27 protein-coding genes and 1 pseudogene are annotated in these 24,172 nt (G+C 68.2%); 13 read left to right on the top strand and 15 right to left on the bottom strand.

What is annotated here, in order from left to right; translation table 11 throughout:
* Nucleotides 1–3: 3 nt before the first annotated feature.
* A complete protein-coding gene (locus H7J89_RS04850; RefSeq protein ID WP_264036976.1) occupies nucleotides 4–801 on the bottom strand; it encodes an alpha/beta hydrolase in 798 nt (265 codons plus the stop codon).
* A gap of 141 nt (nucleotides 802–942) precedes the next feature.
* On the opposite strand from H7J89_RS04850, the gene H7J89_RS04855 reads away from it, so the two are divergent.
* The gene (locus H7J89_RS04855; protein ID WP_264037108.1) at nucleotides 943–1,821 is read left to right on the top strand and encodes a 5'-methylthioadenosine/S-adenosylhomocysteine nucleosidase family protein; all 879 of its coding nucleotides are present in this window, start codon (nucleotides 943–945) and stop codon (nucleotides 1,819–1,821) included.
* A 3-nt stretch (nucleotides 1,822–1,824) separates the two neighbouring features.
* On the opposite strand, the gene H7J89_RS04860 is transcribed toward H7J89_RS04855, so the two are convergent.
* Complete coding sequence (locus H7J89_RS04860; protein ID WP_264036978.1) at nucleotides 1,825–2,679, bottom strand: sulfurtransferase; 855 nt, start codon at nucleotides 2,677–2,679, stop codon at nucleotides 1,825–1,827.
* 113 nt (nucleotides 2,680–2,792) lie between these two features.
* Between H7J89_RS04860 and H7J89_RS04865 the strand changes: the two genes are divergently transcribed.
* Both H7J89_RS04865 and H7J89_RS04870 read left to right on the top strand, forming a co-directional pair.
* Entirely contained in the window at nucleotides 2,793–3,260 is a 468-nt protein-coding gene (locus tag H7J89_RS04865) for a hypothetical protein (RefSeq protein ID WP_264036980.1), read from the top strand.
* 15 nt (nucleotides 3,261–3,275) lie between these two features.
* Nucleotides 3,276–3,707 (top strand): hypothetical protein, encoded by a 432-nt coding sequence (locus H7J89_RS04870; RefSeq protein WP_264036982.1) that lies wholly within the window; start codon nucleotides 3,276–3,278, stop codon nucleotides 3,705–3,707.
* Here H7J89_RS04870 and H7J89_RS04875 read toward each other — a convergent pair.
* Entirely contained in the window at nucleotides 3,704–4,849 is a 1,146-nt protein-coding gene (locus H7J89_RS04875; protein WP_264036984.1) for a glycosyltransferase, read from the bottom strand. The genes H7J89_RS04870 and H7J89_RS04875 overlap by 4 nt on opposite strands.
* Nucleotides 4,850–5,004: 155 nt before the next feature.
* Here H7J89_RS04875 and H7J89_RS04880 point away from each other — a divergent pair, with 155 nt between their 5' ends.
* Together H7J89_RS04880 and H7J89_RS04885 are read left to right on the top strand one after the other, a co-directional pair.
* Nucleotides 5,005–6,174: an aromatic ring-hydroxylating oxygenase subunit alpha gene (locus H7J89_RS04880; RefSeq protein WP_264036986.1), complete on the top strand. Its 1,170-nt coding sequence runs from the start codon at nucleotides 5,005–5,007 to the stop codon at nucleotides 6,172–6,174.
* A 38-nt stretch (nucleotides 6,175–6,212) separates the two neighbouring features.
* Nucleotides 6,213–6,839, top strand: a complete 627-nt coding sequence (locus H7J89_RS04885) for a TetR/AcrR family transcriptional regulator (protein WP_264036988.1) — start codon at nucleotides 6,213–6,215, stop codon at nucleotides 6,837–6,839.
* Here H7J89_RS04885 and H7J89_RS04890 read toward each other — a convergent pair.
* Nucleotides 6,836–8,363, bottom strand: a pseudogene (locus H7J89_RS04890) (FAD-dependent monooxygenase). The gene H7J89_RS04885 and the pseudogene H7J89_RS04890 sit on opposite strands and share 4 nt — an antisense overlap.
* The gene (locus tag H7J89_RS04895) at nucleotides 8,356–9,003 is read right to left on the bottom strand and encodes a TetR/AcrR family transcriptional regulator (RefSeq protein WP_264036991.1); all 648 of its coding nucleotides are present in this window, start codon (nucleotides 9,001–9,003) and stop codon (nucleotides 8,356–8,358) included. Before H7J89_RS04895 ends, H7J89_RS04890 begins: the two are co-directional and overlap by 8 nt.
* 139 nt (nucleotides 9,004–9,142) lie before the next feature.
* Between H7J89_RS04895 and H7J89_RS04900 the strand changes: the two genes are divergently transcribed.
* Nucleotides 9,143–9,556 carry a VOC family protein gene (locus H7J89_RS04900; RefSeq protein ID WP_264036993.1) on the top strand — a complete coding sequence of 138 codons (414 nt, stop codon included), beginning with the start codon at nucleotides 9,143–9,145 and terminating at the stop codon, nucleotides 9,554–9,556.
* 22 nt (nucleotides 9,557–9,578) lie between these two features.
* On the opposite strand, the gene H7J89_RS04905 is transcribed toward H7J89_RS04900, so the two are convergent.
* From H7J89_RS04905 to H7J89_RS04915, 3 genes are all read right to left on the bottom strand, one after another.
* Nucleotides 9,579–10,736 carry an AAA family ATPase gene (locus tag H7J89_RS04905; protein WP_264036994.1) on the bottom strand — a complete coding sequence of 386 codons (1,158 nt, stop codon included), beginning with the start codon at nucleotides 10,734–10,736 and terminating at the stop codon, nucleotides 9,579–9,581.
* 33 nt (nucleotides 10,737–10,769) lie between these two features.
* Nucleotides 10,770–12,362, bottom strand: a complete 1,593-nt coding sequence (locus H7J89_RS04910; protein WP_264036996.1) for a Na+/H+ antiporter — start codon at nucleotides 12,360–12,362, stop codon at nucleotides 10,770–10,772.
* Between the two features lie 170 nt (nucleotides 12,363–12,532).
* Nucleotides 12,533–13,165 carry a DUF5685 family protein gene (locus H7J89_RS04915; RefSeq protein WP_264036998.1) on the bottom strand — a complete coding sequence of 211 codons (633 nt, stop codon included), beginning with the start codon at nucleotides 13,163–13,165 and terminating at the stop codon, nucleotides 12,533–12,535.
* A 59-nt stretch (nucleotides 13,166–13,224) separates the two neighbouring features.
* On the opposite strand from H7J89_RS04915, the gene H7J89_RS04920 reads away from it, so the two are divergent.
* The 5 genes from H7J89_RS04920 to H7J89_RS04940 are packed head-to-tail and all read left to right on the top strand — an operon-like array spanning nucleotide 13,225 to nucleotide 16,381.
* On the top strand, nucleotides 13,225–14,133 hold the full coding sequence (locus H7J89_RS04920; protein WP_264037001.1) for an RNA polymerase sigma-70 factor: 909 nt from the start codon (nucleotides 13,225–13,227) through the stop codon (nucleotides 14,131–14,133).
* A 4-nt stretch (nucleotides 14,134–14,137) separates the two neighbouring features.
* Nucleotides 14,138–14,947, top strand: coding sequence for an SDR family oxidoreductase (locus H7J89_RS04925; protein WP_264037003.1), 810 nt, complete (start codon nucleotides 14,138–14,140; stop codon nucleotides 14,945–14,947).
* A complete protein-coding gene (locus H7J89_RS04930; RefSeq protein ID WP_264037005.1) occupies nucleotides 14,944–15,357 on the top strand; it encodes a hypothetical protein in 414 nt (137 codons plus the stop codon). The genes H7J89_RS04925 and H7J89_RS04930 overlap by 4 nt, the downstream gene beginning before the upstream one ends.
* Before the next feature lie 37 nt (nucleotides 15,358–15,394).
* The gene (locus H7J89_RS04935) at nucleotides 15,395–15,847 is read left to right on the top strand and encodes a protease inhibitor I42 family protein (protein ID WP_264037007.1); all 453 of its coding nucleotides are present in this window, start codon (nucleotides 15,395–15,397) and stop codon (nucleotides 15,845–15,847) included.
* A gap of 54 nt (nucleotides 15,848–15,901) precedes the next feature.
* A complete protein-coding gene (locus H7J89_RS04940) occupies nucleotides 15,902–16,381 on the top strand; it encodes a hypothetical protein (protein WP_264037010.1) in 480 nt (159 codons plus the stop codon).
* 21 nt (nucleotides 16,382–16,402) lie between these two features.
* Here H7J89_RS04940 and H7J89_RS04945 read toward each other — a convergent pair whose 3' ends face one another.
* Nucleotides 16,403–17,164 carry an SDR family NAD(P)-dependent oxidoreductase gene (locus tag H7J89_RS04945; protein WP_264037012.1) on the bottom strand — a complete coding sequence of 254 codons (762 nt, stop codon included), beginning with the start codon at nucleotides 17,162–17,164 and terminating at the stop codon, nucleotides 16,403–16,405.
* Between the two features lie 10 nt (nucleotides 17,165–17,174).
* The gene (locus H7J89_RS04950; protein ID WP_264037014.1) at nucleotides 17,175–17,603 is read right to left on the bottom strand and encodes a DUF1707 domain-containing protein; all 429 of its coding nucleotides are present in this window, start codon (nucleotides 17,601–17,603) and stop codon (nucleotides 17,175–17,177) included.
* Between the two features lie 61 nt (nucleotides 17,604–17,664).
* Between H7J89_RS04950 and H7J89_RS04955 the strand changes: the two genes are divergently transcribed.
* Nucleotides 17,665–18,279, top strand: a complete 615-nt coding sequence (locus tag H7J89_RS04955; protein ID WP_264037016.1) for a TetR/AcrR family transcriptional regulator — start codon at nucleotides 17,665–17,667, stop codon at nucleotides 18,277–18,279.
* On the opposite strand, the gene H7J89_RS04960 is transcribed toward H7J89_RS04955, so the two are convergent.
* Together H7J89_RS04960 and fdxA are read right to left on the bottom strand one after the other, a co-directional pair.
* On the bottom strand, nucleotides 18,276–19,550 hold the full coding sequence (locus H7J89_RS04960) for an alpha/beta hydrolase (protein ID WP_264037018.1): 1,275 nt from the start codon (nucleotides 19,548–19,550) through the stop codon (nucleotides 18,276–18,278). The two genes, H7J89_RS04955 and H7J89_RS04960, sit on opposite strands and share 4 nt — an antisense overlap.
* A 21-nt stretch (nucleotides 19,551–19,571) precedes the next feature.
* The gene (fdxA, locus tag H7J89_RS04965; protein ID WP_067212196.1) at nucleotides 19,572–19,898 is read right to left on the bottom strand and encodes a ferredoxin; all 327 of its coding nucleotides are present in this window, start codon (nucleotides 19,896–19,898) and stop codon (nucleotides 19,572–19,574) included.
* Between the two features lie 103 nt (nucleotides 19,899–20,001).
* Between fdxA and H7J89_RS04970 the strand changes: the two genes are divergently transcribed.
* Nucleotides 20,002–20,934, top strand: a complete 933-nt coding sequence (locus H7J89_RS04970; protein ID WP_264037020.1) for a LysR family transcriptional regulator — start codon at nucleotides 20,002–20,004, stop codon at nucleotides 20,932–20,934.
* Here H7J89_RS04970 and H7J89_RS04975 read toward each other — a convergent pair.
* Genes H7J89_RS04975 through H7J89_RS04985 form a run of 3 tightly spaced genes read right to left on the bottom strand, consistent with a single transcriptional unit; the run spans nucleotide 20,931 to nucleotide 24,054 of the window.
* Complete coding sequence (locus H7J89_RS04975; RefSeq protein WP_264037022.1) at nucleotides 20,931–21,647, bottom strand: sirohydrochlorin chelatase; 717 nt, start codon at nucleotides 21,645–21,647, stop codon at nucleotides 20,931–20,933. The genes H7J89_RS04970 and H7J89_RS04975 overlap by 4 nt on opposite strands.
* Entirely contained in the window at nucleotides 21,644–22,369 is a 726-nt protein-coding gene (locus tag H7J89_RS04980) for a phosphoadenylyl-sulfate reductase (RefSeq protein ID WP_264037024.1), read from the bottom strand. The genes H7J89_RS04975 and H7J89_RS04980 overlap by 4 nt, the downstream gene beginning before the upstream one ends.
* Nucleotides 22,370–22,386: 17 nt before the next feature.
* On the bottom strand, nucleotides 22,387–24,054 hold the full coding sequence (locus H7J89_RS04985) for a nitrite/sulfite reductase (RefSeq protein ID WP_264037026.1): 1,668 nt from the start codon (nucleotides 24,052–24,054) through the stop codon (nucleotides 22,387–22,389).
* Between the last annotated feature and the right edge of the window lie 118 nt (nucleotides 24,055–24,172).

A 24,172-nucleotide genomic window follows, 5' to 3' on the forward strand; every position in this document is an offset into this window, starting at 1 on the left:
CAGTCAACTTGCGGGCACGCATGTTTCGAGCCAGGCGTGGATTCTCTCGGCGACGGCACGCCACCCGGGGTCGAGCATCATGTCGTGGCTCATCTTAGGGAAGATTTCCGCGTCGGTGTGATAGGCGGCCGCGGTCGCCCGGACTTCCCGTTGGGTGAAACACACGTCGTCTTCGGCCCCCAACACCAACAGCGGGGTGCTGACGAGGTGTGGCCTGGGTCGGTCGAGCCACAACATGTCGATCGCGATCTTCAGCGCGTACTCCTCGCAGAGTTCGGCGGCATAGCGCGCTACGTCGGCTTCGGAGTTCGACTGCGATAGGAACGTCTCGCGGGCCAATTCCGGTGTGGCGCCGACACCACACAACGACCTGGTCCTGGCCAGGCCGCTGGCGGTGTACCACGGGTGTCGCTTGAACCTGCGCGCCAAGAATCCGCGGATTCCGTTCGGGGGTACCGACGCCAGCAGCACGGCGGCCGCAGCGTCGTGTGACTCCAGGTACTTCTGGACGACGAAGCCGCCCATGGAGTGGCCGACTATCAGGGGTCGTTGGGGCAACCCGTCGGCGACCGTGGCGACGTCGGCAACGAAGTCCGCGATCGAACACAACCGCATCGACTTGAGAGCCGGGCTCTTTCCGTGACCGCGAAGGCTCAGCGCCACCGCTCGGTGGCCCTTGTCCGCGAAGAAGTCCAGGAAATGCTCGTCCCAGCACCAGGCGCCATGCCACGCGCCGTGGACGAATAGCACCGGCGGCTTGTGGGATTCGCGGCGCGGCGTTCTGTCGATCACTTCGAGCATGAACGTGCTCCTCTGTGGCGCGCCCGGGTTGCCTGCAACGCCGCTGAGACTAACCGGTGGCCCGCCCGCGAAGGGCCGGAATCAGTAAAGCCGCGGCCGAAGTCGGCCCCGTCCGCGCCTGTGGTGGCGTTTACTGGGTCGATGCGTGCTGGTGCGGATCGCGGTGAACGGCGCACGCTGGTGCTGTCCGCCTTTCCGGCCGAAGCCGACGCGGTGCGGTCCCACACCACGCTTGAACCCGACCCGGTGGTCGTGGCCGACCGGCGGCACTTCTATCTGGGCGCGATCGCCGGCAAGAAGGTGATCGTGGCGATGACCGGCATCGGTTTGGTGAACGCCGTCGACACCACCGAGGCCGCGTTGGCCCGCTTCGCTCGCGGATCGTCCAACGAGATTGGGGCGGTTGTGTTTTCGGGGGTCGCCGGTGGGGCGTCGCGCACCAGCATCGCGGACGTGGCGGTACCGGCGCGCTGGACATTGGACCACGGCACGACGTTTCACCCGGTCGATCCCGCCATGCTGGCCACGGCCGAGAAGCTCTCCGCCGCACTGGAAAGCGTCGCCGGCAGGATCGATCTGCGACGCCGGCCGCGCATCGTCGTCGGCGGCGACGGTTGCAGTTGGGACAACAACAACGGCGTGGCGTTTCCCTGCATCCCGAACGGCGGCGACGTTTTCGGCTGCCAGCCCCGCCGCGCGCCCGATCGGTCGCTGAAGTACACGGGCAATTTCCGGCAGGCGGCCGGCCGCTGGCTCAGAAGCGCGCTCATCAGCAACCTGAACATCGTCTCGACGGCGGACCCGGCCTACGATGCGACGGACATGGAGACCGCGGCGGCGCAGGCCGTCGCCGATGCGCACGGCGTCCCCTTCCTGGGCATCCGGGCCATTACGGACGGGCCGGGCGATCCGCTCCACCTGCCGGGCTTTCCGTTCCAGTTCTTTTGCTACAAGCGGATCGCGGCGAATAACGCCGCCCGGGTGACCGCCGCCTTCCTGCAGAGCTGGGGCGGGTTGTGACCGTTACTCGGGACCGCGGGCGACGGCGCGGGCGGGGTCCGAACACCATTCGGACCACGACCCGGGAAACAGCGCCGCTTTCCGGCCCAGCGCGGCGAGCGCGGCGATCGTGACGCTGGCAGTCACGCCCGAGCCGCAGTAGGCGCCCAACGGGCTGCCGCGATCGACGCCGTGTTCGGCCAGAATTTGACCGAGCGCGTCGCCGCCGACGAACGTGCCGTCGGCCGCCAGGACCGCGGTGCTGGGCAGGTTCGTGGCGCCGGGGATGTGCCCGGCGGCGGGGTCGAGCGGTTCGATTTCGCCGCGGAAGCGCTCGGGCGCCCGCGCGTCGAGCAGCGTCACGGCGCCGTTGCCTGCTTGCTCGGCGGTCAGGGTGGGCCGACCACCGGCGTACAGATCATCGTGCGGCACAGTCACATTCCCGGGCTGCGGTATCACCTGACCCGTTTCGAGGCTCCGCTCGGCCGATCGCCAGGCGGCCAGGCCGCCGTCGAGGATGCGGACGTCGCGCAGGCCGGCCGCCGTCAACACCCACCAGGCGCGCGCCGAGCCGGCGCGATTCCAGTCGTCGTAGACCACGACCGGCACGTCCTCCCGGATTCCCCACCGGCGGGCGGCGACCTGCAGATCGTGTCCCGACGGCAGCGGGTGGCGGCCGCGTCCGGCGACCGTGTGATCGCTGAGTTCGTCTTCGAGGGATGCGTACACCGCGCCCGGCAGGTGGCCGTCCAGATAGGCCGGCCGCCCGTCGGGCTCGTCGAGGCGCCACCGCACGTCGAGGATGGTTACCGGATCGCCGGCCTCCAGGAGGCCTGCCAACTCTGCGACGGTGATCAACACCTGGTCTCGTGCTCCCACCGATTCGCCTCCCTGATCGTCAGCAATGAGCCTAGCGGCCGCGCGAAAAGTCGCGGCGTTCTCCCAAGGGGTGGCGTAGCGTCCTGGTAGCGGTAGAGCGGATGGAGCAAATCGTGGCGCGCATCAGCTATGGACTCAGCGGTTGTATCGCGGCCGCGTCGGCTCTGGTGACGGCGGTCCCCGCCGAAGCGATGCCAAACACCCAGTGCGCGTTGACGACACCCGTGCGGGAAGTGCAGCACTTGTCCCAGCTGCCGCCGGAGCTGACCAAGCTGCTGCCGCCCATCGCCGACATCGGCGCGCGGTTCAACGCGACCGACTCGGTCAGCGATCCGACGTTGCCGTTCCGCCGGCTGATTCGTGCCGGCAATCGCGACACCGACTGGTTCGTCTGGTACGAACACGGCGGCGTCGGCTACTTCTGGCAGGCGGTGGTTGTGCGTGTCGCACCGGGCAGCGACGCGAAGGTATTGGCCAACGCCGGAACGATTTCCGACACCCTGTGCAGGCTCACCGATGGCGCCTTCGCCGGCGTCGTTCCGCCGTATCCGCCCGGATCGTGGGCAGCCTCCGACTTTTAAGGAGTTTCAGCGGTAATGAGCACCCCCGAGCAATCGCAGACCCGTACCCGCATGTTCGCCCGCGTGCTGGGCCCCTACCTCACGATCGTGCCGATCACGGTCGCGGTGCGCGGCTCGTACATGCGGGAGCTGTTCACCGAGTTCAAGGCAAATCCCATGTGGCCCTGGCTTTATGGCGCGATCCTGTTGATGAGCGGGATCTTCATCATCGCGTTTCACCAGTATTGGCGCAGTCTGGCGGCCGTCATGGTGTCGGCTGTGGGCTGGTTTTTCCTGATACGCGGGGTGCTGTTGTTGACGGTGCCCCGGGCCTACGATGCGGCCGGTGATGCGATCTACACCTCGGGCATGTCCGTGGCGATCTGGGTGTTGTTCGGGTGCATCGCCGCCGCCGGGCTGTATCTGACGTACGTCGGCTGGAAGCCGGAGCGTTCCGGGAGCGACTAAGCCGTGTGCTCGGCGTCGCCGGGGTCCTCGTCCAGTACGGGTGCCCCCAACGTGGCCAGCATGCCCGTTGCCGCCCGGTGCCAGGTGAAGTCCTCGGCACGGCGCCGCGCGGAGACGCGGCGGTGGTGCTCGGGACGGCTGGTGACGGCGCTGACCGCCCGCGCGATGGCGGCCGGGTGGTTGTCGGCCGAGGCACCGCTGTCCGCGGTGATGATTTCGGTCAGCGCCGAGGTGCGCGAGACCACGGCCGGCGTCCCGCAGGCCAGCGACTCCAGGGCCGCGAGCCCGAAAGTCTCGTGCGGCCCGGGTGCCAGGGTCACGTCGGCCGAGGCCAGCAGCCCGGCCACCGTGTGGCGATCGGAGACGAAGCCGGTGAAGTCCACCGGTAGGCGGGCGGCCTGCCGCTCCAGCCTGGCCCGCAACGGCCCCTCGCCCACGACGACGAGCCGGGCATCGACCCCGGCGTGGCGCAACTCGCCGATCGCGTCGATGCTGCGGTCGACCCGCTTTTCCACCGACAGCCGGCCGCAATGGACCACCAGCAGCTGGGTCGGGGTGGCCCAGCGCCGCCGTACCAGGTACGAGTGCCGGCGCGGGTGGAAGGTCTGCAGATCCACGCCCAGCGGGACGGTGACGGTGTTCGTCGCGCCGATGCGGTCGAATTCCTCGCGCGCGAAACCGGTGGTGCACACCACCGTGTCGTAATCGGCCGCGGTGCGCGCGTTGGCCAGATCGGCGAATTTCACCGCGGCACGGCGCGGAAGGATCTGTCCCACAAGCCGATCCAGCCGCTCATGGGAAATCATGACCGTCGTGGCGCCATGGTCGCGCCCCCACCGGCCCAGTGATCGCAGGGTCAGCCGGTCGGAGACCTCCAGGGCGTCGGGCCGCAACGCCTCCAACAGCGCCTTGACCGGTCCGGGCAGCACGGCGCGGTAGCCGCCGGTGAGGGGAATCAGCCGGGCGGGCAGGGTGATTCGCACAACCCCGGTGTGCAGCCGACTGCGCTCGGCACGCTGCCCGGGCACGATCAGGAACACCTCATGGCCGCCGGCGCAATATTCGGCGCCCAGCCGGTCCACCGCGGTGCGAAGGCCGCCGGAGCGAGGGCCATAGAAGTTGGCGACCTGTACAACGCGCATAACGTGAGGACACGCGGTGCGCGTGTGCATTCAACAATGTGGACCTGGCGCTGGTCTGAACAGTCCATGAATTCCGCCGAGCGGTCTAAGCGCAGTCGCGGTTGCGACCACCGACACTTGACCATCCACAGGTGCTCCAGTGTATGGTCCGAGCTGTGACGATCGAAAGCGTGCGGCCGCTTGAGCTCAACGAGGATTTGACGCGACGAGCCTTGCGGCTGGTATTGGACAAGACGACCGACCTGGCCGATGACGTTCTGCGGGTGCCGCTGCACTACTACCGGGATGCCAAAGTCGCCGACATCGAGGAGTCGCAGATTCTGCGGCGGACCCCGCTGGCGATCCTGCCGAGTGTGCAGCTCCCAAATCCGAACGACTTCGAAGTCCGCTCGGTGTTGGGCAGTTCGCTGCTGATGACCCGGGACCGCTCTGGAGCCAGCCACGTCTTCCTCAACTATTGCCGCCACCGCGGCGCGATGCCGGCATGCGGGGCGGGCAACGCGTCCCGCTTCACCTGCCCGTATCACGCGTGGACGTACAAGAACACCGGCGAATTGTTCAGCGTCCCAGGTAAATCCGGATTCACGGGCGTGGACACCGACGATTACGGGCTTGTCGAGTTGCCCAGCCAGGAAGCGTACGGCTTCATCTGGGCGGTGCTCAGCGCCGACGGTTCCATCGACGTCGACGGGCATCTGGGTCCGCTGCGTTCACAGCTGGCCGAACTCGACTACGAATCCTTCGGGTATCACGCGCACCGCGAGTTCACCTCCGAGGTGTCGTGGAAGGGCGCGCTGGAGGCGTTCGCGGAGGGATACCACTTCCCGTTTGTGCACGGCGAGAGCCTGATTGGCCAGAACGCCCTGCCCAACGTGGCGATCTACGACGAGTACGGCAAGCATCACCGGCTCGGCTTTCCGTTCAACTGGATCGTCAACCTCGACACCGATGCCAGCGGATCATGGGACGTACGGGACAACATGGGTCTGATCTATTGGATCTACCCGAACCTGATTCTGGCCAATAGCAACGTGGGCGTGGAGGTCATCGACATCCTGCCCGCCGGCGCCCCCACGCGCTGCACCGTGCGGCACAGCTGGTTGGCGCGCATCCCGGCGACCAGCGACGACCAACGAACCGGCTACGACATGATCTACGACGCCGTACATGCGGCGGTGCGGGACGAGGATTTCGCGATGCTGCCGCAGTGCGGCGAAGGTGTGCGCCAGGCCCAACACGACCATATGGTGATCGGCCGCAACGAGATCGGCGTGCAACACATGGTCAAGGTATTCGCCGAGGAAATAGGCGTCGCGTTGAGTTGACTGCTCGTGCGACCATACTCACCGTGAGGGCACGGTAAATGCGCAGACATGGCTGGGCAGGCGCGCTGCCATCGAGCGACGACGAAGCCATCGCGCGAATCATTTCCGCGGCGAGCCGCGCGATAGATCAATCAGGCCCGGACATCAAGATCAGCGACGTCGCGCGCGATCTGGGGGTCACCCGCCAAACCGTGTACCGCTACTTCCCGAGTACCGACGCGTTACTGGTCGCGACGGCATTGTCCGAAGTGGGCCCCGCCCTCGACCGGTTGGCGGCCCACCTGGAGCCCATTCACGACCCTGCCGAGGCGGTGGTCGAGGGCATCGCCCACACGTTGGAATTGCTTCCTCAGGACAAGTACCTCGGGCTGCTTCTGACCTCAGAGAAGGCCGCGTCGTACTCGGCGAGCGTGACCTCCGATGTCGCGCTTGCGCTGGGGCGCTCAATCATCGACCGGTTCAACGTGGATTGGGACAGCGCCGGCATCACCGACGACAGGCGTGACGGGCTGGTCGAGTTCATGCTCCGGATTCTGCAATCCTTCATCGTCGATCCCGGACGACCGCCGCGGTCGGGCCCGGAGCTGCGAGAGTACCTGCGCCAGTGGGTCGCTCCCGCCATCACCCATTTCCGGCCGGTCGGAGACGTTCGGCTTTCACCCTAACCGCTGGACTCGGGCCCAAACCAGCGCCGCAGCGCCGCGTGCAGGCCGGCTTCGTCGGCCGGCCCGAATTCGCCCGCCGCCCAGGCGACGTACCCGTCGGGCCGGATCAACAATGCCGCGGCGGACGGACCGTCGAGCGTCGCCGTGACGATGTCGGCCCGATCGGCCCAGGCCGACGCCGCGGCCCCGGCGCCGCCGTCGAAGTCGAGCAGCACCGGGCGCGCGTCGTGGAGCAGCTCGGTGACCCGTCGGCCGTCCGCGAGGGTCAACTCGGGCACGGGCCAACCCGACAACGGGTGCTCGTCACCCACGTCGTACCGCACGTCGGTGCCGGCGAGCAGCGCGGCCATGTGCTGGGCGACGTCGCGGAGGGTGAAAAGTTCGCCCAGCAGTGTGCGCAGCGCGGCGACTTCGGGACCCGGCAACATGAGCGCGGTCTGCGCCTGCGAATGCATCATGACGCGCTCGCCGACGGGATGTCGCTCGGATTCATAGGTGTCGAGCAGCCTGTCCGGCGCCCAGCCGTTGAGGTGGGCGGCCAGCTTCCAGCCCAGGTTCATGGCGTCTTGCAGGCCCAGGTTCAGGCCGGGCCCGCCCATCGCGCTGTGCACGTGGGCGGCGTCGCCGAGCAACAGGACCCGCCCGTCGCGATAGTGCTCGGCGTGGCGGGTGTTCTGGCCGTTGATCCGCCGAAGAGCATGCGGTGCAGGGCCTTTCGGCTCTTCGAACGGGACGTCGACGCCCAGGACGCGGCGGGCGCTTGCGAGCAGTTCGGCCACGCTCATCGGTTTGTCCTCGACCGGCGGCCCGAATTCGAAGGTCCCGAACAGCGATCGACCGGGTTCGAACTCGGCGTAAATCAGTCCGCCCCGGTCCAACCGCGTGTGCCCGAAGGCGAGCCGGCCGAACCCGGGAATGTCGAGGCCGCCGTCGGCGCGGCGGTACTCGTCCGGGACGTGCACGTGGGCAAGCCGGCCCACGATGTCCAGGGTGGTGCCGGGGAAGTCGATGCCCACCGTCTTGCGCACCAGGCTGCGTCCGCCATCGGCACCCACCAGGTAGTCGGCGTCGATGCGATATTCACGCTCGGGCGAAGACACCTGCACCCCAACGGATTCCGGCTCCTGATCCAAATCCGTCAGTTCGTGCCCCCAGCGCAGATCCACGCCAAGGTCGCGGGCCCGCTTCTCCAGTAGCCGCACCACTCGGGGCTGTTGAATGGGCAGCGCGTACATACATGGGGCTGTCGGGCAGGCCGGAAAAGTCCAAGGTCATGGCTGCGAAGATCCACCCGTAGACCGGCTGCGGTGGGTTGGGGTCGCCGGTGAACTCCCGATACAGGCCCCGCATGTCGAGTGTCCGAACCACCTGTCCCACAAGGCCGTTCGCCTTTGGCTCGGAGCTGGGCCCGGGCAGGGCATCCAGCACGACGGGCCGGATGCCGGCCAGCGCGAGCTCGCACGCCAGCAGGAGCCCGTTCGGGCCTGCGCCGGAGATGACGATGTCGGCGTGTTCGTCAGTCATGGGTCTCCTCGGTGCGCTCGACGGGTTCGGGCAGGCCGGCGCTCACGGCGGCGAAGCCCTCGCGAATCAGGTCGGTGATCGGGACGGGCGGGTCGGCTCGCACGTAGGCATCGGCCGCGGCGTCGCCGACGGCACGCACGATCGCCACCACCAGTTGCGGGTACAGGTCATGCTCGGGGTCCGTGCCGGTGCGTTCGGCGATCACCGCGAGCCACTCATCGAATAGGTCCTGCGGCAATGCATTACGCACCTGAGGGTTCATCAGCATTTTGCGCACCTCGACGAGCTCCTGGCGGCTCGGCACCAGGTTTTCCTCTCCGTACACGTCGCCGAAGTCGGCCTCCAAGGCTTCGAGCACGACATGCGTGATCGACCCCCACAGCGGCTCGCCCGCCGGGCGTTGCCGCAGCGCGACCACGCTGCGGCGCATGCGCTCGGTCTGCCGGTAGGCGAGTGCCTCGTACTTACCGCCGAAGTAGTTGTTGAAGGTGCGCAACGAAACTCCGGCCACGTTGGCGATGTCCTCGCGCGTTACGTTGTCCAGCCCGCGTTCGACGGCCAGGTTGAGCGCGGCGTCGCTGAGGGCGCGGCGGGTGTCGGCCTTCTTGCGCTCCCGCAATCCGCGCGGCTGCTCGGTCATGGCCCCAAGGTACGCAAAACTTGCCCGGCGAGCAAGATTGCCTACCGGGCAATATCTGAGGGCTGCGCTCTAGCCTGGAGTGTGGGTACCGGATGCCACGATCGGTGGGTCAGCCGAATTCGCGTTGGAAGGCGAAGCCATGGATGTGCAATTCATCACGAGCATTGCAGTAATCACTCCCGCTCCGGCGGTCAGCCGAAGCCTGTACGTGGACGCGCTTGGCCTGCCCCTGACCGCGGAAGCCGACGGCTATCTCCACAGTGAAGGCATCGACGGATGCAAGTCCTTCGGCGTCTGGCCGCTGACTCAGGCTGCGCAAGCTTGCTTTGGTGCGCCCGACTGGCCACCTGAGCGGCGGGTGCCGCAGGCCAGCGTCGAGTTCGAGGTCGCGGACGCCGACGCCGTCCAGGTCGCAGCAGACGAGTTGACGCAGAAGGGCTTCACGCTGCTGCACGACGCGCATACCGAGCCGTGGGGCCAAACCGTCGCTCGACTGCAGTCCATCGAGGGCACGATCATCGGCATCTCTTACGCGCCCGCGATGCATTCGTAGAAAAGAGCGCGCCCCGCAAAAACTAGCGCTTGCCCCAGTCCCACGGCGGCGTCGTCAGCAGATCCTGCCCGGCGATGCGTGTCTCGCCCCACTCCTTATAGAGCTCGATCTCGACGGCGTCGTCGCCGGTGGCTTCGAGCAGCGCACGGGAATGGGTGACCACCAGGACCTGCGTCCTCGCGGCGGCGGTGCGGATCAGGCCCGCGAGCGGACGCACCAGGTCGGGGTGCAGCGAGGTCTCCGGTTCGTTGAGCACCATCAGCGACGGCGCCTGCGGGCTCAACAAGGCGGCGGCCCACAGCAGAAATCGCAGTGTGCCATCGGATAATTCGGCCGAACGGAGCGGCCGCAGCATGCCGCGCTGCCGCAGCTGCAGGTCGAAAAGGCCGTCATGAACGGCGACCGACACCGTGGCGCCGTCGAAGGCGTCGGCGACGGCGCGGCTCAGGTCGTCGAAACCCGCCTCGATGATCGTCTGGATGGCGGCGGCCAAATCGCTGCCGTCATCGGAGAGCACCGGGGTGCGGGTACCCACCTGCGGGTGCCGGGCCGGTGCCCCCGCGTCGACGCGGAAGCCGTCGTAGAACCGCCACCCGCGCAGCCGCTCGCGCACGGCCGCAAGCTCGGGCAGCGCGTGCGGGTGGGCGTACTCGGCCAGCACGCTGCGGTACGTCGGCAACGAACGGGACAACTCGTCGAACCCGCGGCCCGAATCCGCGCTCACCTCGGCGAATTCGCGCGTCCTGCGCACGAGCGTCGCGCTGGCCCGCAGCACCGGCCCGGCGAACAACGCTTCCCGCTTGATCTCGGGATCGCGGCCGAAGGCCGATTTCGGCCCGGCCATCTGCGGCATGCCGAGGTCGACCAGATAGCTGAAATCGTCCGAGGCAAAACCCAATTCGAGGGATACCGGCCGGGTGCGCACGGTGCCCTCGACCTTGCCGGTCCGGCGGGCGCCCTTGAGCTCCTCGGGTCCGGCCCATAGCGCGGACTGCAGCCCGCCCTCGCGGGCGAGCGAGGCGATCACCTCGCCGCGTCCGCAATCGGCCAGCAACCGCAACGCGCGGTACAGCGAGGACTTGCCGGCGCCGTTGGCGCCGGTGACCACCGACAGCCGACTCAACGGCATTATCACCTCACGCAGCGAGCGATAGCCGCGAATCGCCACCGTCTGCAACATGGAGCCGACTGTACGGTCGACGACCGACGGGCCCTACTCGTTGTCGGCGGCGTCGAGCAGTTGCACTTCCTCGAGGTCCATCTCGTTCTGCAGCTCGCGCAGGACGATGTCGTCGATGAGGTTTTGATTGCGCAGCGCGGTGATTTCCTGGCGCTTGCGCTCGAGCATGCCCAGCCGCACCCGACGGACGAGCTCCTTCTTCTTGACGAGGTGGCTGTTGGTCGAGTCGTTTTCGGTGGCGAGGGCCAGCGCGGCCTTTTCTTCGTATTCCTTCTGCAGCCGCCGGCGGAGGTCGTCGCCGATGCCGACCTCGTCGGCAACCGTCGGCAACGCGTCGAGGGCGGCTCGAGCGCCACGCGTGCGAGCCAACTGCAATTCCTCGGCATGGGCCACGTCTTCGGGCATCTTCGCCCAGCGCACCACCGCGGGCAGCGTGGTGCCCTGGACGAGGACCGTCACGAGGATGACGACGACCACGATGAAGATGAGCAGGCTGCGGTCCGGGAAGGGCGCGCCGCTCAGTGTGGTCAGCGGGACGGCCAGCGCCGCGGCAAGTGACACCGCCCCGCGGAATCCCGCCCACGCGGTGACAAAACGCTGACGCCAGTTGACGCGACGTTCCCGCTGCGCTTCTCGGCGGTCGATCAGCCGGATCAACAGCACGGTGATTTCGCCCCAGAAGATGCGCGACAGGATTACGACGGCGGTGACGGCGAGCGCGATGAACAGGGCGTGGCGAATCCCGCCGTCCACGCCGGCAATGCCGCGCAGCGCCCCCGGTATCTGGACACCGACGAACACCCACAACGAGCCGTTGAGCAAGAAGGTTGCGCTGTCCCAGAACGCGTAGGCCTGCAGGCGGGATCGCGCGCGGATCACCACCGGCCCGGCGTAGGCGAGCATCAATGCCGCGACCATGACCGCGACCACCCCGCTGCAATCCATGCTCTGCGCCAGCAAGAACGCCGCAAACGGCGTCAGCAGGCTCAGCGCCCCTTCCTCCTGCGGCGCGTCAAGTCTTTTGCGCAACAGCGTGACCGCTCCACCGACCAGAAGTCCGGCGGCGATGCCGCCGAGGTACGAACCGACGAAACGACCAACCAGGTCGATCGGGGTGATCTGGGCTCCGCCGATCGCGACGTGGACCGTGACGGCAAAGAGGACCAGCGCCGTGCCGTCGTTGATGAGACTCTCGGCCTTGAGCACGGTGACCGAGCGCCGTGGCAACTTCTTGGCCAGGCCGGCCACGGCGGCGGCGTCGGTGGGGGACAGCACGGCGCCCAACACGGCCGCCGCGTGAGAGTCCATGCCCAGCGCCCGTGCCGTCCACGACACGGCCACCGCCGTCGCGATCACCAGCGCGACGCTGAGGAACACGATGATGCGCGCGTTCGCTCGGATCTCCCGGAAGCTGGTGTTCAGGCCCTCCCAGTAGAGAATCGCCGGCAGGAAGAGCAACAGCACGATCTCCCCGTTGACGTGCACGTGAGCCAGGCTGGGGATCAGGCCCAGCAGCGTGCCGAGCACGATGAGCAGCACCGGGGGGCCAACGCGGTAGCGCCGGCCGAGGACCGTCCCGACGATAACGGTGGAGACGAGCGCAACGATCAGGACGAGGCCAAACACCAGCCCATCCTGCCGGACCTGCGGGCTTCGCGCCGATCGGGGCTTAGACGGAGGGCGCCGTCACAGATGCCACTTCAGCCCCGAGTCCCGGGCATCGTGCGACCCTCAAACTCGATAGGGCCCGCGCTATCAGAATCGAGAGTCGTGAAATGCCTGAGCGTTCGGGCCCCTCAAGAGCAGTCGCAGCAGCAGTCGTCGCAATCGCAGCAGCAATCGCAGCCATCGCAGCAGCACCACCATCCGGTGTCGCCGCCGCGCTTCTTGCGTCCGGGAGCGGGGGTTTCACCTTCGGGTCCGAGTTGTTCGGGCTGGTCGCCGAAGTTGATGGGCTCCTGCTGGCCGCGCGGCGTTCCGCTTTGTGCGCTGAAACCGGCCTGGGCGTAGCCCAGGGTGTGACCGGTGTCGGTGCCCTGACGCACCCAGCGTTCGGCGATGCGGCGCGCCGCCGGCCGGACGCCGGCCACGCCGACCACGCCATCGCGGTCGTCGACGTGGTCACGCACCCGCGCCGCGGCGAGCGCCAACGACACGACGGCCGCCAGCCGCACGCAGTCACCGGCGGCGACGTCGGCGCGGCGCATCCCGCGCAACGGGCAGCGGCCGGCCGTGCGGCGGGCCGGCCGCCCCACCGACTGCGCCTCGACCAGCAACGAAACCACCAACCCGTCGTAGTTGGTGGCGATGCGCGCGGTCTGGCCGTAGTCGTCCCGAAGCGCCAGACACAATCCGCACAACTGGGCTGTCCAGGCCGCCGCCAACTCGCCGCCGAGCCGATGACGACAGGGCCGGATGATGCCAAACATGCACAGAAGCTACCGGACCCGCAGCAAACGCGCGCCCGAAACGTGGCAGTGTTGGTGGCGTGAGCGACGTCGCGGAGGCGTTCGAGTCGCAGCGGCCGCGCCTGTTCTGGTTGGCGTATCGGCTGCTGGGTTCGGCGAGCGAGGCCGAAGACGCGGTCCAGGATGCTTACCTGCGACTGCACACCGCGGATGCGGAGGCGATCGAGTCGCTGCCGGCGTGGCTCACCACGGCCGTCACAAACCTGTGTCTCAACCGGCTCACTTCGGCGCGCGCCCGCCGGGAGGTCTATCCGGGGCCGTGGCTCCCGGAACCGGTCCTCACCGACGACCGCGCACTCGGCCCCTTGGATACCGCCGAACAACGCGAGTCGATTTCGATCGCGCTGCTGAGCCTGATGGAGCGCCTCAGCCCGACGGAGCGCGCGGCGTTCGTACTCCGAGAAGCATTCGCCTACAGCCATTCCGAGATTGCCGAGATCCTGCAGACCTCGGAGGCCAACGCCCGCCAGCTGTACCGGCGAGCGCGGCAGCGCTTGGGTGAACCGCGGCAGCGTTTCCAGCCCGATCGCGCGCAGTGGCGACGCCTGGTCGACCGCTTCTTCAGCGCCGCCCGCGCCGGCGACGTCGCCGGGCTCGTCGAGATCCTGACCGACAACGTGACCTCGACGGCCGACGGGGGCGGGAAGGTGGCGGCCGCCCGGCGCCCGATCTCGGGCCGCGACCGCGTGGCCTCCTATATGGCCCGCGCGTTCGGCAGGAACATCCCGCGGCTGGGGCTGCGCCTCGATGTCGCCGAGGTCAACGGCGAGCCGGCGATCCTGGCATTCGACGGCGAAACGCTGACCGGCGTGCTGTCTTTCGAGATCATCGGCGACCAAATCGCAGCCCTGCGGGCGATGGCCAATCCCGACAAATTGCGGTTCCTCGCCGAGCAGTTGTCACATCCGGCGGGTCTGCCCGGTTCATAAGGGTATGACCAATCGAATACTGATCACAGGCGGCACCGGCACCGTGGGTCGCGTCGTCGTCGACCAGCTGACGGCCGCCGGCAAGGACGTCCGCGTTCTGAGCCGCGGACGTCGGCGGCACCAGCGCACGGACGTCGAGCATGTGGTGGGCGACGTGCGAACCGGCGACGGGCTCGATGCGGCCGTTGACGGCGTCGACACGATCGTGCACTGCGTCTATCCCTGCGAGCATTTGGTCGCTGCGGCGAAACGGGCGGGCTCACCGCATCTGGTGTACGTCTCCATCGTCGGAATCGACCGCGTCCCATTCGCTCTGTACCGCATGATGCTCGCCAACGAACGCATGATCGCTGAGTCGGGCCTGCCGTGGACGGTGCAGCGGGCGACCCAGTTTCACGATCTGATCGCCGTCATTCTGCGCATGCTCGCGAAACCGCCGGTCATGGTCCTGCCGTCGGGCCTGAAGTTCCAACCGGTCGACGTGCGCGACCTGGGCGAGCGGTTGGCTCGGTTGGCGCTCGGCGAGCCGATCGGACGTGCGCCGGATTTCGGCGGCCCGCAGGCGCGCGCACTCGAAGACCTCGCCCGCAGCTACCTGGCGATTGTGGGTAAGCGTCGACGAGTCGTCCCGATCAGGTTGCCCGGCAAGGTGTTTCGCGGATTGCGCGCCGGCGCCCTGCTAACCCCGGAGCACGCCGCCGGTGCGATCAGCTTCGAGCAGTACCTCCAGGAGCAGGTCGACGCGGGCCAACTGCCCTACCACGACGCGATCCGCGCTTACCTTCCGCGCCTTCCGCGCAAAGCGTCGCGATGACTGCCCGGCTGACCAGCCCCGCCCTTCGGGCCGGGCTGTGGTTTCTGACGTTCGTGGAGGCAGTGGTCGGACTCCTCGCGACGTTCTTTCCTCGGACCTTCTACGACTGCGTGCCCTGGGTCGACCTCGTACCGCCGTACTCGGAACATCTCATGCGCGACTACGGGGCGATGAACCTCGGGCTTGCGCTCGTCTTCGTCGCCGCCGCCACCACGATGGATCGGCGCCTCGTCCGGGTTGCCTTGGGCGCCTACCTTCTGTTCGCGGTGCCGCATTGGATCTTCCACGCCACCCACCTGGAGAACTTCGCGACAGCGGCCGCAGTGGAGCAAACAACAACGCTGACGCTTGCTCTGCTGCCGGTTGCTCTACTCATCCTGACCGGACGACGCCGCAACGACCTGCGGTGAGTCGGCCGGCCGCGCGCGATCAGGGCTTCAGGCCATAATGGGCTCGATGACTGTCGGGAAGATCAGGCTCTTGGTGACCGTCGCGATCCTCGTTTCGTCAACGGTGGTGGCATGCCACTTCCAATCCAGGAACCCGCCGTCAACCAAGACGCTGCAGGTGCCCATGAACGACGTGCTCACCCAGGACGTCATCAAGCAGAGCATGACCTTGGCCGTCGGCAACACGCTGATCGTGAAGTTGGGCTCGAATTACACCACGCCGTACCGGTGGACGCCGGAGATGAAGGTCGGCGATCCGGTGATCCTGAAGCAAACCAGTCACGAGTTCGTGCCGCCGAGTTCCGATGCGTTGGGGGCGCCTGGCACCGAGGTGTGGAAGTTCACCGCGCTGAAGCCGGGGACCACGACCATTGGCACGTCTTACACCAGCTTCGTCGACAAGGATTCCAAACCGGCGTGCACCTATACGGCCGACGTCACGGTGCAGTAAAGCTCTCCGGCAAACGAGTGCGCACCGGCCGGACCTCGCGCTACGGTCTGGTGCGTGTTCGGCTTTCTCCGTAATTTGTCCGAAATCGGCAAACTCCCCGCGGCGCTGCGCGACGAGCTCGAGGCCGAGGGCGTCATCTTCAGCGCCGGCAAAGTCGGGGTGAGCCGGCACTTCGGCGGCCATGTGCCGGGGGTCTATTCGGCTTCCGGCGTATCCCGCTACACGGGCGCCTTCGCGTTCACGTCCGCCCGGATCGTCGCCACACTTCCCGCGCGCGGGGACGCCAACCTGCGATCGATCGACTGCGCCTGGGACAGCGGCGAGGGGCCGGCCCGGGCCACCATCACCGGCAAAGGGCTGAAGCTGGAAATCGACCTGCACGGCGTCGACCCGGCCTTCAGCGGGTCGATGAGGCTCAACTACAGGAAGGCCATCCCGGACGGTGTGCTGGAGACGCTGCCCACGACGACGCTGCGCTATCCGGTCCAGCCGGTTTTCGTGTATCGCGCGGCCGGCGTGCGTCCCAAGACATAGCCTGCAGCACAAGGGTTTCCGTCACGCGGCCGGCCGCAGCATCCGTGCGGTGACGAGCGACGAGACCCACCCGGGCATCAATCGTGTGCTCGTCGTCATCAGCCGATAGCGCCACCCGGGCACGACGACGGCGCGGCCCCGGTCCAGGGCGCGCAGCCCGGCGGCCACGACGGGCTCGGGCGCCGCGAGGCGGCGATAGATCGCGGTGTGCGAGACGTCCGATCCCAGCGCATCGACGAACCCAGTCCGGGTGGGTCCGGGGCACAACGCCGTGACGGTGACCCCCGAACCGCGAGTCTCCGCCCATAGCGCTTGGCTCAGCGACAACACGAACGCCTTGGACGCGCCATAGGTGGCCTGATACGGCCCGGGCTGAAACGCGATGGTGGACGCGACATTCAGGATGCCGCCCCGGCCGCGGGCCAGCATGCCGGGAAGCACCGCGTGGCTCAGCCGCACCAGCGCGTCGACGTTGACTGCGACCAGCTCGCGCTCACGCTCAGCGTCGAGCTCGGCGAACGGGCCGTAGGTGCCGAAGCCGGCGTTGTTGACCAGCACGTCGACCTCCCGCCCGTCCAGGCGCGCGACGAGGGCATCGACGCCGGCCTGTGTGCCAAGATCGCCGACTGCCAGTTCGACTCGCTGGTTGACCCGCTCGGCCACCGCACTCAGCCGTGCTTCGTCACGCCCGGCGAGCAGTAACGACATCCCCCGCTGCGCCAGCTGGTCGGCGAAAATTGCGCCCAGCCCGGAGCTGGCGCCGGTGATGACTGCCCATGACATGGCTGACCCCTTACTTCGCAAGAGTTTTCACGCCGGGGCGAATGCCCAGGGCGTGGCTGACGAGGCCGATACCGGCGCCGAGGATGGGCCAGATCGGCCAGAAGTAGGTGGCGTCGGTGGTGGCCGCGACGGCCGCCCACACGGTGAGCACGATGACAGTCATGGCCAGGTAGGCGGCGAGGTGAAGGCGCACGCCGCGGCGGGCGGCCTCGACGCGGGCGGCGCGGCGGCGCGGGTCCGCGCGCCGGATCCGCTCGAGCGGCAGGTCGGCGAGGAGCTGGGTGAGCTCCTCGGTGGTGTGCGTGCCGAACACGGCCTGCAGCCGTTGCTCGTACTCATCCAGCTGCAGGTAGCCCTGCGCGAATGCCTGGCCCAGGCGGTTCGCCGCCCTCTCCCGGTCGCGGTCGCCGGCGCGGGGGGTCATGAGTTGCTGGTCCATTTCAGCCCCTTCCAAAGATGTGAATGGCTTTAACATAGTCCCTAATGTTAATGTCGTCAACATGGCACGGGAGCGGAAAGTAGCGGCGCGTCGGGACAGCTATCACCACGGCGACCTCAAACGCGCCCTGAGCAGCGCGGCTTTGTCGCTGGTGGCCGAGAAGGGGCCGAAAGGCTTCACGCTGACCGAGGCGGCACGGCGCGCCGGCGTCAGCGCCGCCGCCCCGTACCGGCACTTCGCCGACAAGGCCGCGCTGCTCGCGACCGTGGCCGAACAGGGCTTTCGCGACCTACACGCCGAACTGGCCGCGTCCGCCGACGCCGCGCCCGACCCGAAGGACCGGGTGGTCGAACTCGGCCGCGCGTACGTGCGCTGGGCCGTCGCCCACCCGGATCACTACCGGGTGATGTTCGGCGCCGAGCTTTCCAAGGCCGACCACCCCGACCTGGCCGTCGCCGGCGAGCAGGCGTTCGGCGACTTGCTCGACGCGATCGTGACTTGCCAACAGGCGGGCATCGTCGCCGGTCAAGACCCGCGTGAACTCGCCGCGCCGCTGTGGTCGTTGGTGCACGGCGTCGCGTCGCTCGCAATCGGTGGCGAGCTGCTCAGCGTGGGCATCGAGCGGGACCCCGAGGCCATCATCGCCGGCGTGGTGGCCCAGATGCTGGGCGGTTAGGCCACGTTGGCCTGGCGCCGCGTCGCATAGACCTCCGCCAGGAACTGTTCGACGGCTACCGCGCTGTGCACCGCGCGCGCCGAACCGAAGATGTCGAAAGCGTGCTGGGTGAACGGCAATTCGGCGTACACGACGGGCTGGTTGCTCGCCTGCCGCAGCCGCTCGACGAATCCACGCGCCTGCTCGACGGGCACCAGCGAGTCGTTGCGGCCGTGCAAGACGAAGAACGGGGGAGCCTCGGCCGAAACGTGGTTGACCGGCGACGCGGTGATGAACGGCTGCATATTCGTCGAAGGCCGTTGCTTGACAACCGATTTGACGAGCAGGGCCGGCATCATCGGGTGCATCGCGTCGTTGAACCGGGTGAAGTCGTAGACGCCGTAGAACGGCACGGCCGCCTGCACCCGGGTGTCGGCGTCTTCGAAGCCGGGCTGGAATTGCGGGTCATTGGGAGTGAGAGCGGCCAGCGATGACAGGTGGCCGCCGGCCGAACCGCCGGTGATGGCGATGAATTCGGGGTCGCCGCCGTACTCGGCGATGTGCGCCTTGACCCACGCCAGGGCGCGCTTGACGTCGATGATGTGGTCGGGCCAGGTGTTGCGCGGGCTGTGCCGGTAGTTGATCGCCACGCAGACCCAGCCCAACTCCGCGAGGTGGCTCATCAGCGGATGGGCTTGTCCGCGTTTGTTTCCCGTCGTCCAGGCGCCACCCGGGATCTGGAAGAGCACCGGCGCCTTTCCGCTCGGGTCGAGGTCGGGACGGCGCCAGATGTCCAGGTGGTTGGCGCGGCCGAATTCGCCGTAGCTGATGTTGGAGTCATGGGCGTAATCGCGGTAGATCCGCATCATCCGCAGCAGCCCGGGCGTCTTGGCGGTCCCGCCGCCGGCCGGCCGGCGCCACAGGTCGCCCGACTCGGTGCGACGAGCCGCGCCCAGGCCCTCGTCCAACGCCCGGGTCAGCGGCACGTTCGCCTTGTGCCCGGCGCGGCTGAAGTTCAGCAAGCCCATCGCCGACACGGTTGCCACCGCCCACGCGGCGATGCGCACCGGGGGCGTCAGGCGCCGAGCGGTCAACGCCAGACCGCCGAGCTGGCTGACCAGGGTCTGCAACGGCAACTCGGTGACGACCAGCCCGAACATGAACGAGAAGAGCGATAGGTAACCGCTGCGCGCCAACGGCCGGTACGCGTTGAGCGTGGACACCGCGGTCACCGCCGTGACGATCAGCGACCCTATCTGCCGGATGACATGGATGATTCGAGCTGTCCGCATCCGCTCACCTTACGAAATGCCCTACGTGGCTTCTGCCCGGCTCTCGAGGTTCTTGACCGCGGCGGGATCGTTCTCGGTCAGCCCGACCTTCGACGCACCGCCGGGCGAGCCCAGCTCGGTGAAGAAGTCGGCGTTGATCTGGGTGTACTCGCCGTATTCGCCGGGCAGGTCGTCCTCGTAGTAGATGGACTCGACGGGGCACACCGGCTCACAGGCGCCGCAGTCGACGCACTCGTCGGGGTGGATGTAGAGCATCCGCGCGCCCTCGTAGATGCAGTCGACAGGACATTCCTCGATGCACGCCTTGTCTTTGATGTCGACGCAGGGCTCGGCGATCACGTAGGCCATCACCCCATGGTTCTCGCCGCAACGGGGGGCGAGTAGAGGTCCCGGCGTTGTGGAGTCACAAGCTATCGTTGTGTCACACGAATTGATTGTGATGTGATCAGCCATGCCGCTCAGCCCGCGAATGCCCGAGCTCGCCTCGTTCGAGGTGTTCCTGGCGATCGCCGAGACCGGCAGCCTGGGCCGCGCCGCGCGCGAACTCGGGCTGACCCAGCAGGCCATCTCGCGGCGGCTCGCGTCGATGGAGGCCCAGATCGGGGTGACGCTGGCGGTGCGGACGACGCGCGGCTCGCAGCTGACGCCGGCGGGCCTGATCGTCGCGGACTGGGCGAGGCGGTTGCTCGAGGTCGCCACCGAGCTCGACGCGGGCATGGGATCGCTGCGCAAGGAAGGCCGCGAGCGGATCCGGGTCGCGGCCAGCCAGACGATCTCCGAGCAGCTGATGCCGCATTGGCTGCTGTCCCTGCAGACCGAGGCGACGCGGCGCGGCGTCGTTGCGCCGCAGGTGAGTTTGACCGCGACCAACAGCGAGCACGCGATCGCCGCGGTCCGCGACGGTAGTGCGGATCTCGGGTTTGTCGAAAACCCGGGCACACCAAAGGGTTTAGGAACCTGCGTGGTGGGACAGGACGAACTGGTGATCGTGGTGCCGCCGGGCCACAAGTGGACGCGACGGGCGCGGGGTGTCACCGCTCGCGAACTCGCGGAGACGCCACTGGTTGCCCGCGAACCGCATTCGGGCATCCGCGATTCGCTGACGGTGGCGTTGCGTCAGGTGCTGGGCGACGACATGGAGCAAGCGCCGCCGGTGTTGGAGCTGACGTCGGCGGCGGCGATGCGCGCGGCCGTGCTGGCCGGCGCGGGACCGGCGGCCATGAGCAAGCTGGCGGTGGCCGACGACCTGGCGGTCGGCCGGCTGAGCGCGGTCACCATTCCGAAGCTGGACTTACGGCGCAAGTTTCGCGCGATCTGGGTGGGCGGGCGCACGCCGCCGGCCGGGGCGGTTCGGGATCTGTTGAGCCACATCAACAGCCGCTAGGCCGCCGCATCGGCTTCCAGCGCCTCGTCGTAGCGGTCGAGCAGGGTCTCGGCCACCAGCGGGTGGGCGCCCAGCGGCGCGGCCATCGGAATGCCGTTGTCCCGCGCGTACGTTGAGACGCCGTCGGTGAGCAGCCCGGGCGCCAGGAACCAGGGCGCGATGACGAGTCGGCGCGCGCCGCGGCGGCGCAGGTGGCCGGCGGCGCGTTGCACCGAGGCCTCGGGCCGGGTGGCGAACGCCGTCGTCGCAGCGGCCCACCGCGTTCCGACGGCCAACCGGGACGCCACCTTCGACGTGCGCGCGTTCGCCGCGGCGTTGGACGAGCCGATCGCGACCACCATCACGCCGAGGTCGTCGTCGTGCGGGGACGCCCCGACCTCGGCCAGGCGTTCGCGCAGTACCGACACCAGCCGGTCGTCCTCGCCGAGCACGTCGGCCTGGCGGATGCCGTGGGCCCCGGCTCTCGCGATCTGCTTGGGGATGTCCAGGCGCGCGTGGTAGGCGCTGGCCAACAGGAAGGGGGCGACCACCGCGCGGCGGCTGTCCGGCAACCCGGCCAGGACGTCGGCGAAGTTCGGTTCGTTGAGCTCCAGGAACGCCAGCCGCACGTCGAGGTCGGGGCGCATGCCGGCCAGTCGGTCGGCGACGGCCTGCGCGTTGGCGCCCGACCGTGGGTCCCGGCTGCCGTGGGCGGTGAGTACGAGTGTGCTCATGATGCGTGCAACCCGCATTCGACCTTGTTTCGTCCCCGCCAGCGGCCGCTGCGAGGATCGTCACCCTCGGCCGGCTTGGCGGTGCAGGGGGCGCAGCCGATGGACGGGTAGCCCTCCTCGACGAGCGGGTTGATTAGGACGTTGTTGCGCTCGATGTAGTCCTGGACGTCGTCGTCGGTCCAGGCTGCGATGGGGTTGACCTTGATCAGCTCGAACGACTCGTCGAAGCTGATCAGCGGGGCGTTGGCGCGGGTGGCGGCCTCCACCCGGCGCAGCCCGCTGACCCACGCCGCATAGCCGCGCAGCGCGCGGCGCAGGGGGAGCACCTTGCGCAGCCGGCAGCATTCGTTGGGGTCACGGGCGAACAGGTCCTTGCCCAGCAGCTCGTCCTGCTCGGCCACGGTGTGTTCGGGTTCGACGTTGAGCAGGTGGATGTCGTAGACGGACTCGACCGCGTCGCGGGTGCCGATGGTTTCGGCGAAGTGGTAGCCGGTGTCCAGGAACAGCACCGGCACCCCCGGCCGCACGTCGGAGGCGAGCGAAACCACCACGGCGTCTTGCATGTTGGCGGTCACCACGTACTTGCAGTTGGCCGAGTCGTCGCCGCCGAACTGCTGGTCGGTCCAGCGCAGGATGTCGACGGCGCCGGCGCCCTCCATCTCGGAAGCGCCGCGCCCGGCCAGCTCACGCAGCTGCTCCTTGGTGAAGTTCATCGCCACCATGGCGGGGTCCTCAACTCCTATCGCAGGTCGGCCTCGTCGGCGCGCAGCGCCCAGGACGCGAAAGTTTCGCTGCCGTCGCGGCTTTCGAGGAATTTGCGGGTCACCCGGTCGATGTAGTCGCCGAGCTGGTCGCTGGTCACCTTGTGCTGGCGCAGTTTCCGGCCGAAGCCGCTGGCCTCGCCCAGGCCGCCGCCCAGGTGGACCTGGAAGCCCTCGACGGAAATGCCCTCGCCGTCGTCGATCCACTGGCCCTTGAAGCCGATGTCGGCGACCTGGATTCGCGCGCACGAGTTCGGGCAGCCGTTGAGGTGGACGCTGATCGGCACGTCGAGCTTCGAATCGACGTCGGCCAGGCGCTGTTCCAGCTCGGGCACCAAAGTCTGTGTGCGCACCCGGGTTTCGGCGAAGGACAGCTTGCAGAACTCGATGCCGGTGCAGGCCATGGTGTTCTTGCGCCACGCCGACGGCCGCGACGGCAGGCCCAGGGCGTCGAGCGCGGCGACGGTCTCGTCGACCAAGGCGTCGGGAACATCGAGGATGACCAGCTTCTGGAACGGGGTCAGCCGGGCCCGGTCGGAGCCGACCTTTTCCATCAGGTCGGCCACCGCCGACAGCGTGGCGCCCGAGACGCGTCCGGCGATCGGGGCGACGCCAATCGCGTTGAGCCCGTTCTTGATCTTCTGCACGCCGACGTGGTCGATGGTCTGCTTGACCGGCGCGGGGGCCGGGCCGTCGATCAGCCGGCGGTTGAGGTATTCGGTTTCGAGGACCTCGCGGAACTTTTCGACGCCCCAGTCCTTGATCAGGAACTTCAGTCGCGCCTTGGCGCGCATCCGCCGGTAGCCGTAGTCGCGGAACACCCGGGTGACGGCCTCCCAGACGTCGGGCACCTCGTCGAGCGGGATCCACACGCCGACCCGCTGGGCCAGCATCGGGTTGGTGGACAATCCGCCGCCCACCCACAGATCCAGGCCGGGGCCGTGCTCGGGGTGGTCGACGCCGACGAACGCGACGTCGTGGGTCTCGTGGGAGACGTCCTGCAGCCCCGAGACCGCGGTCTTGTACTTGCGCGGCAGGTTCGCGTACTCGGGATTACCCATGGAGCGCCGGACGATCTCGTCGATCGCGGGGGAGGGGTCGAGCACCTCGTCGAGCGAGTCGCCGGCCAGCGGCGAACCGTGGATGCCGCGCGGGCAGTCGCCGCAGGCCTCGGTGGTCTGCAGCCCCACTTCGTCCAGGCGGCGCCAGATCTCGGGGACGTCCTCGATGCGGATCCAGTGCAGTTGCAGGTTTTCCCGGTCGCTGATGTCGGCGGTGTCGCGGGCGAATTCGGTCGAGATCTGACCCAGGGTGCGCATCGAGTGCGCCGTCAGCGGTTTGCCGTCGGTGCGGACCCGCATCATGAAGTACTTGGCTTCGATCTTGTCGGTGTTGTCGTCGCCGGTCCAGCTGCCGTCGTAGCCCTGTTCGCGTTGCGTGTACAGGCCCATCCAGCGGAACCGCCCGCGCAGATCGGAGTGGTCGATGCTGTCGAAGCCCTGGTTGGCGTAGACGTTGACGATGCGGTCGCGCACGTTCAGCGGCGCGTCGTCGTTCTTGATCTTCTCGGTGTCGTTGAGCGGTTCGCGATCACCCAGCGCCCACTGGCCCTCGCTGCGGGTCTTGGCGGGACGTGTTGTGGTCATGTGGTGTGCTCCTTCGCGGTGCGTGGGGCTGCAGGGCTGCTGGCCGCGGCATCGACGCGATGATGTTGTCAGTCAGAGGTGAGCGCGGGCGCTCCGTTGCGCCCACGTCTCATGGCTT

This window comes from Mycobacterium paraffinicum (assembly GCF_025822865.1).
GTDB classification, from domain to species: domain Bacteria; phylum Actinomycetota; class Actinomycetes; order Mycobacteriales; family Mycobacteriaceae; genus Mycobacterium; species Mycobacterium paraffinicum.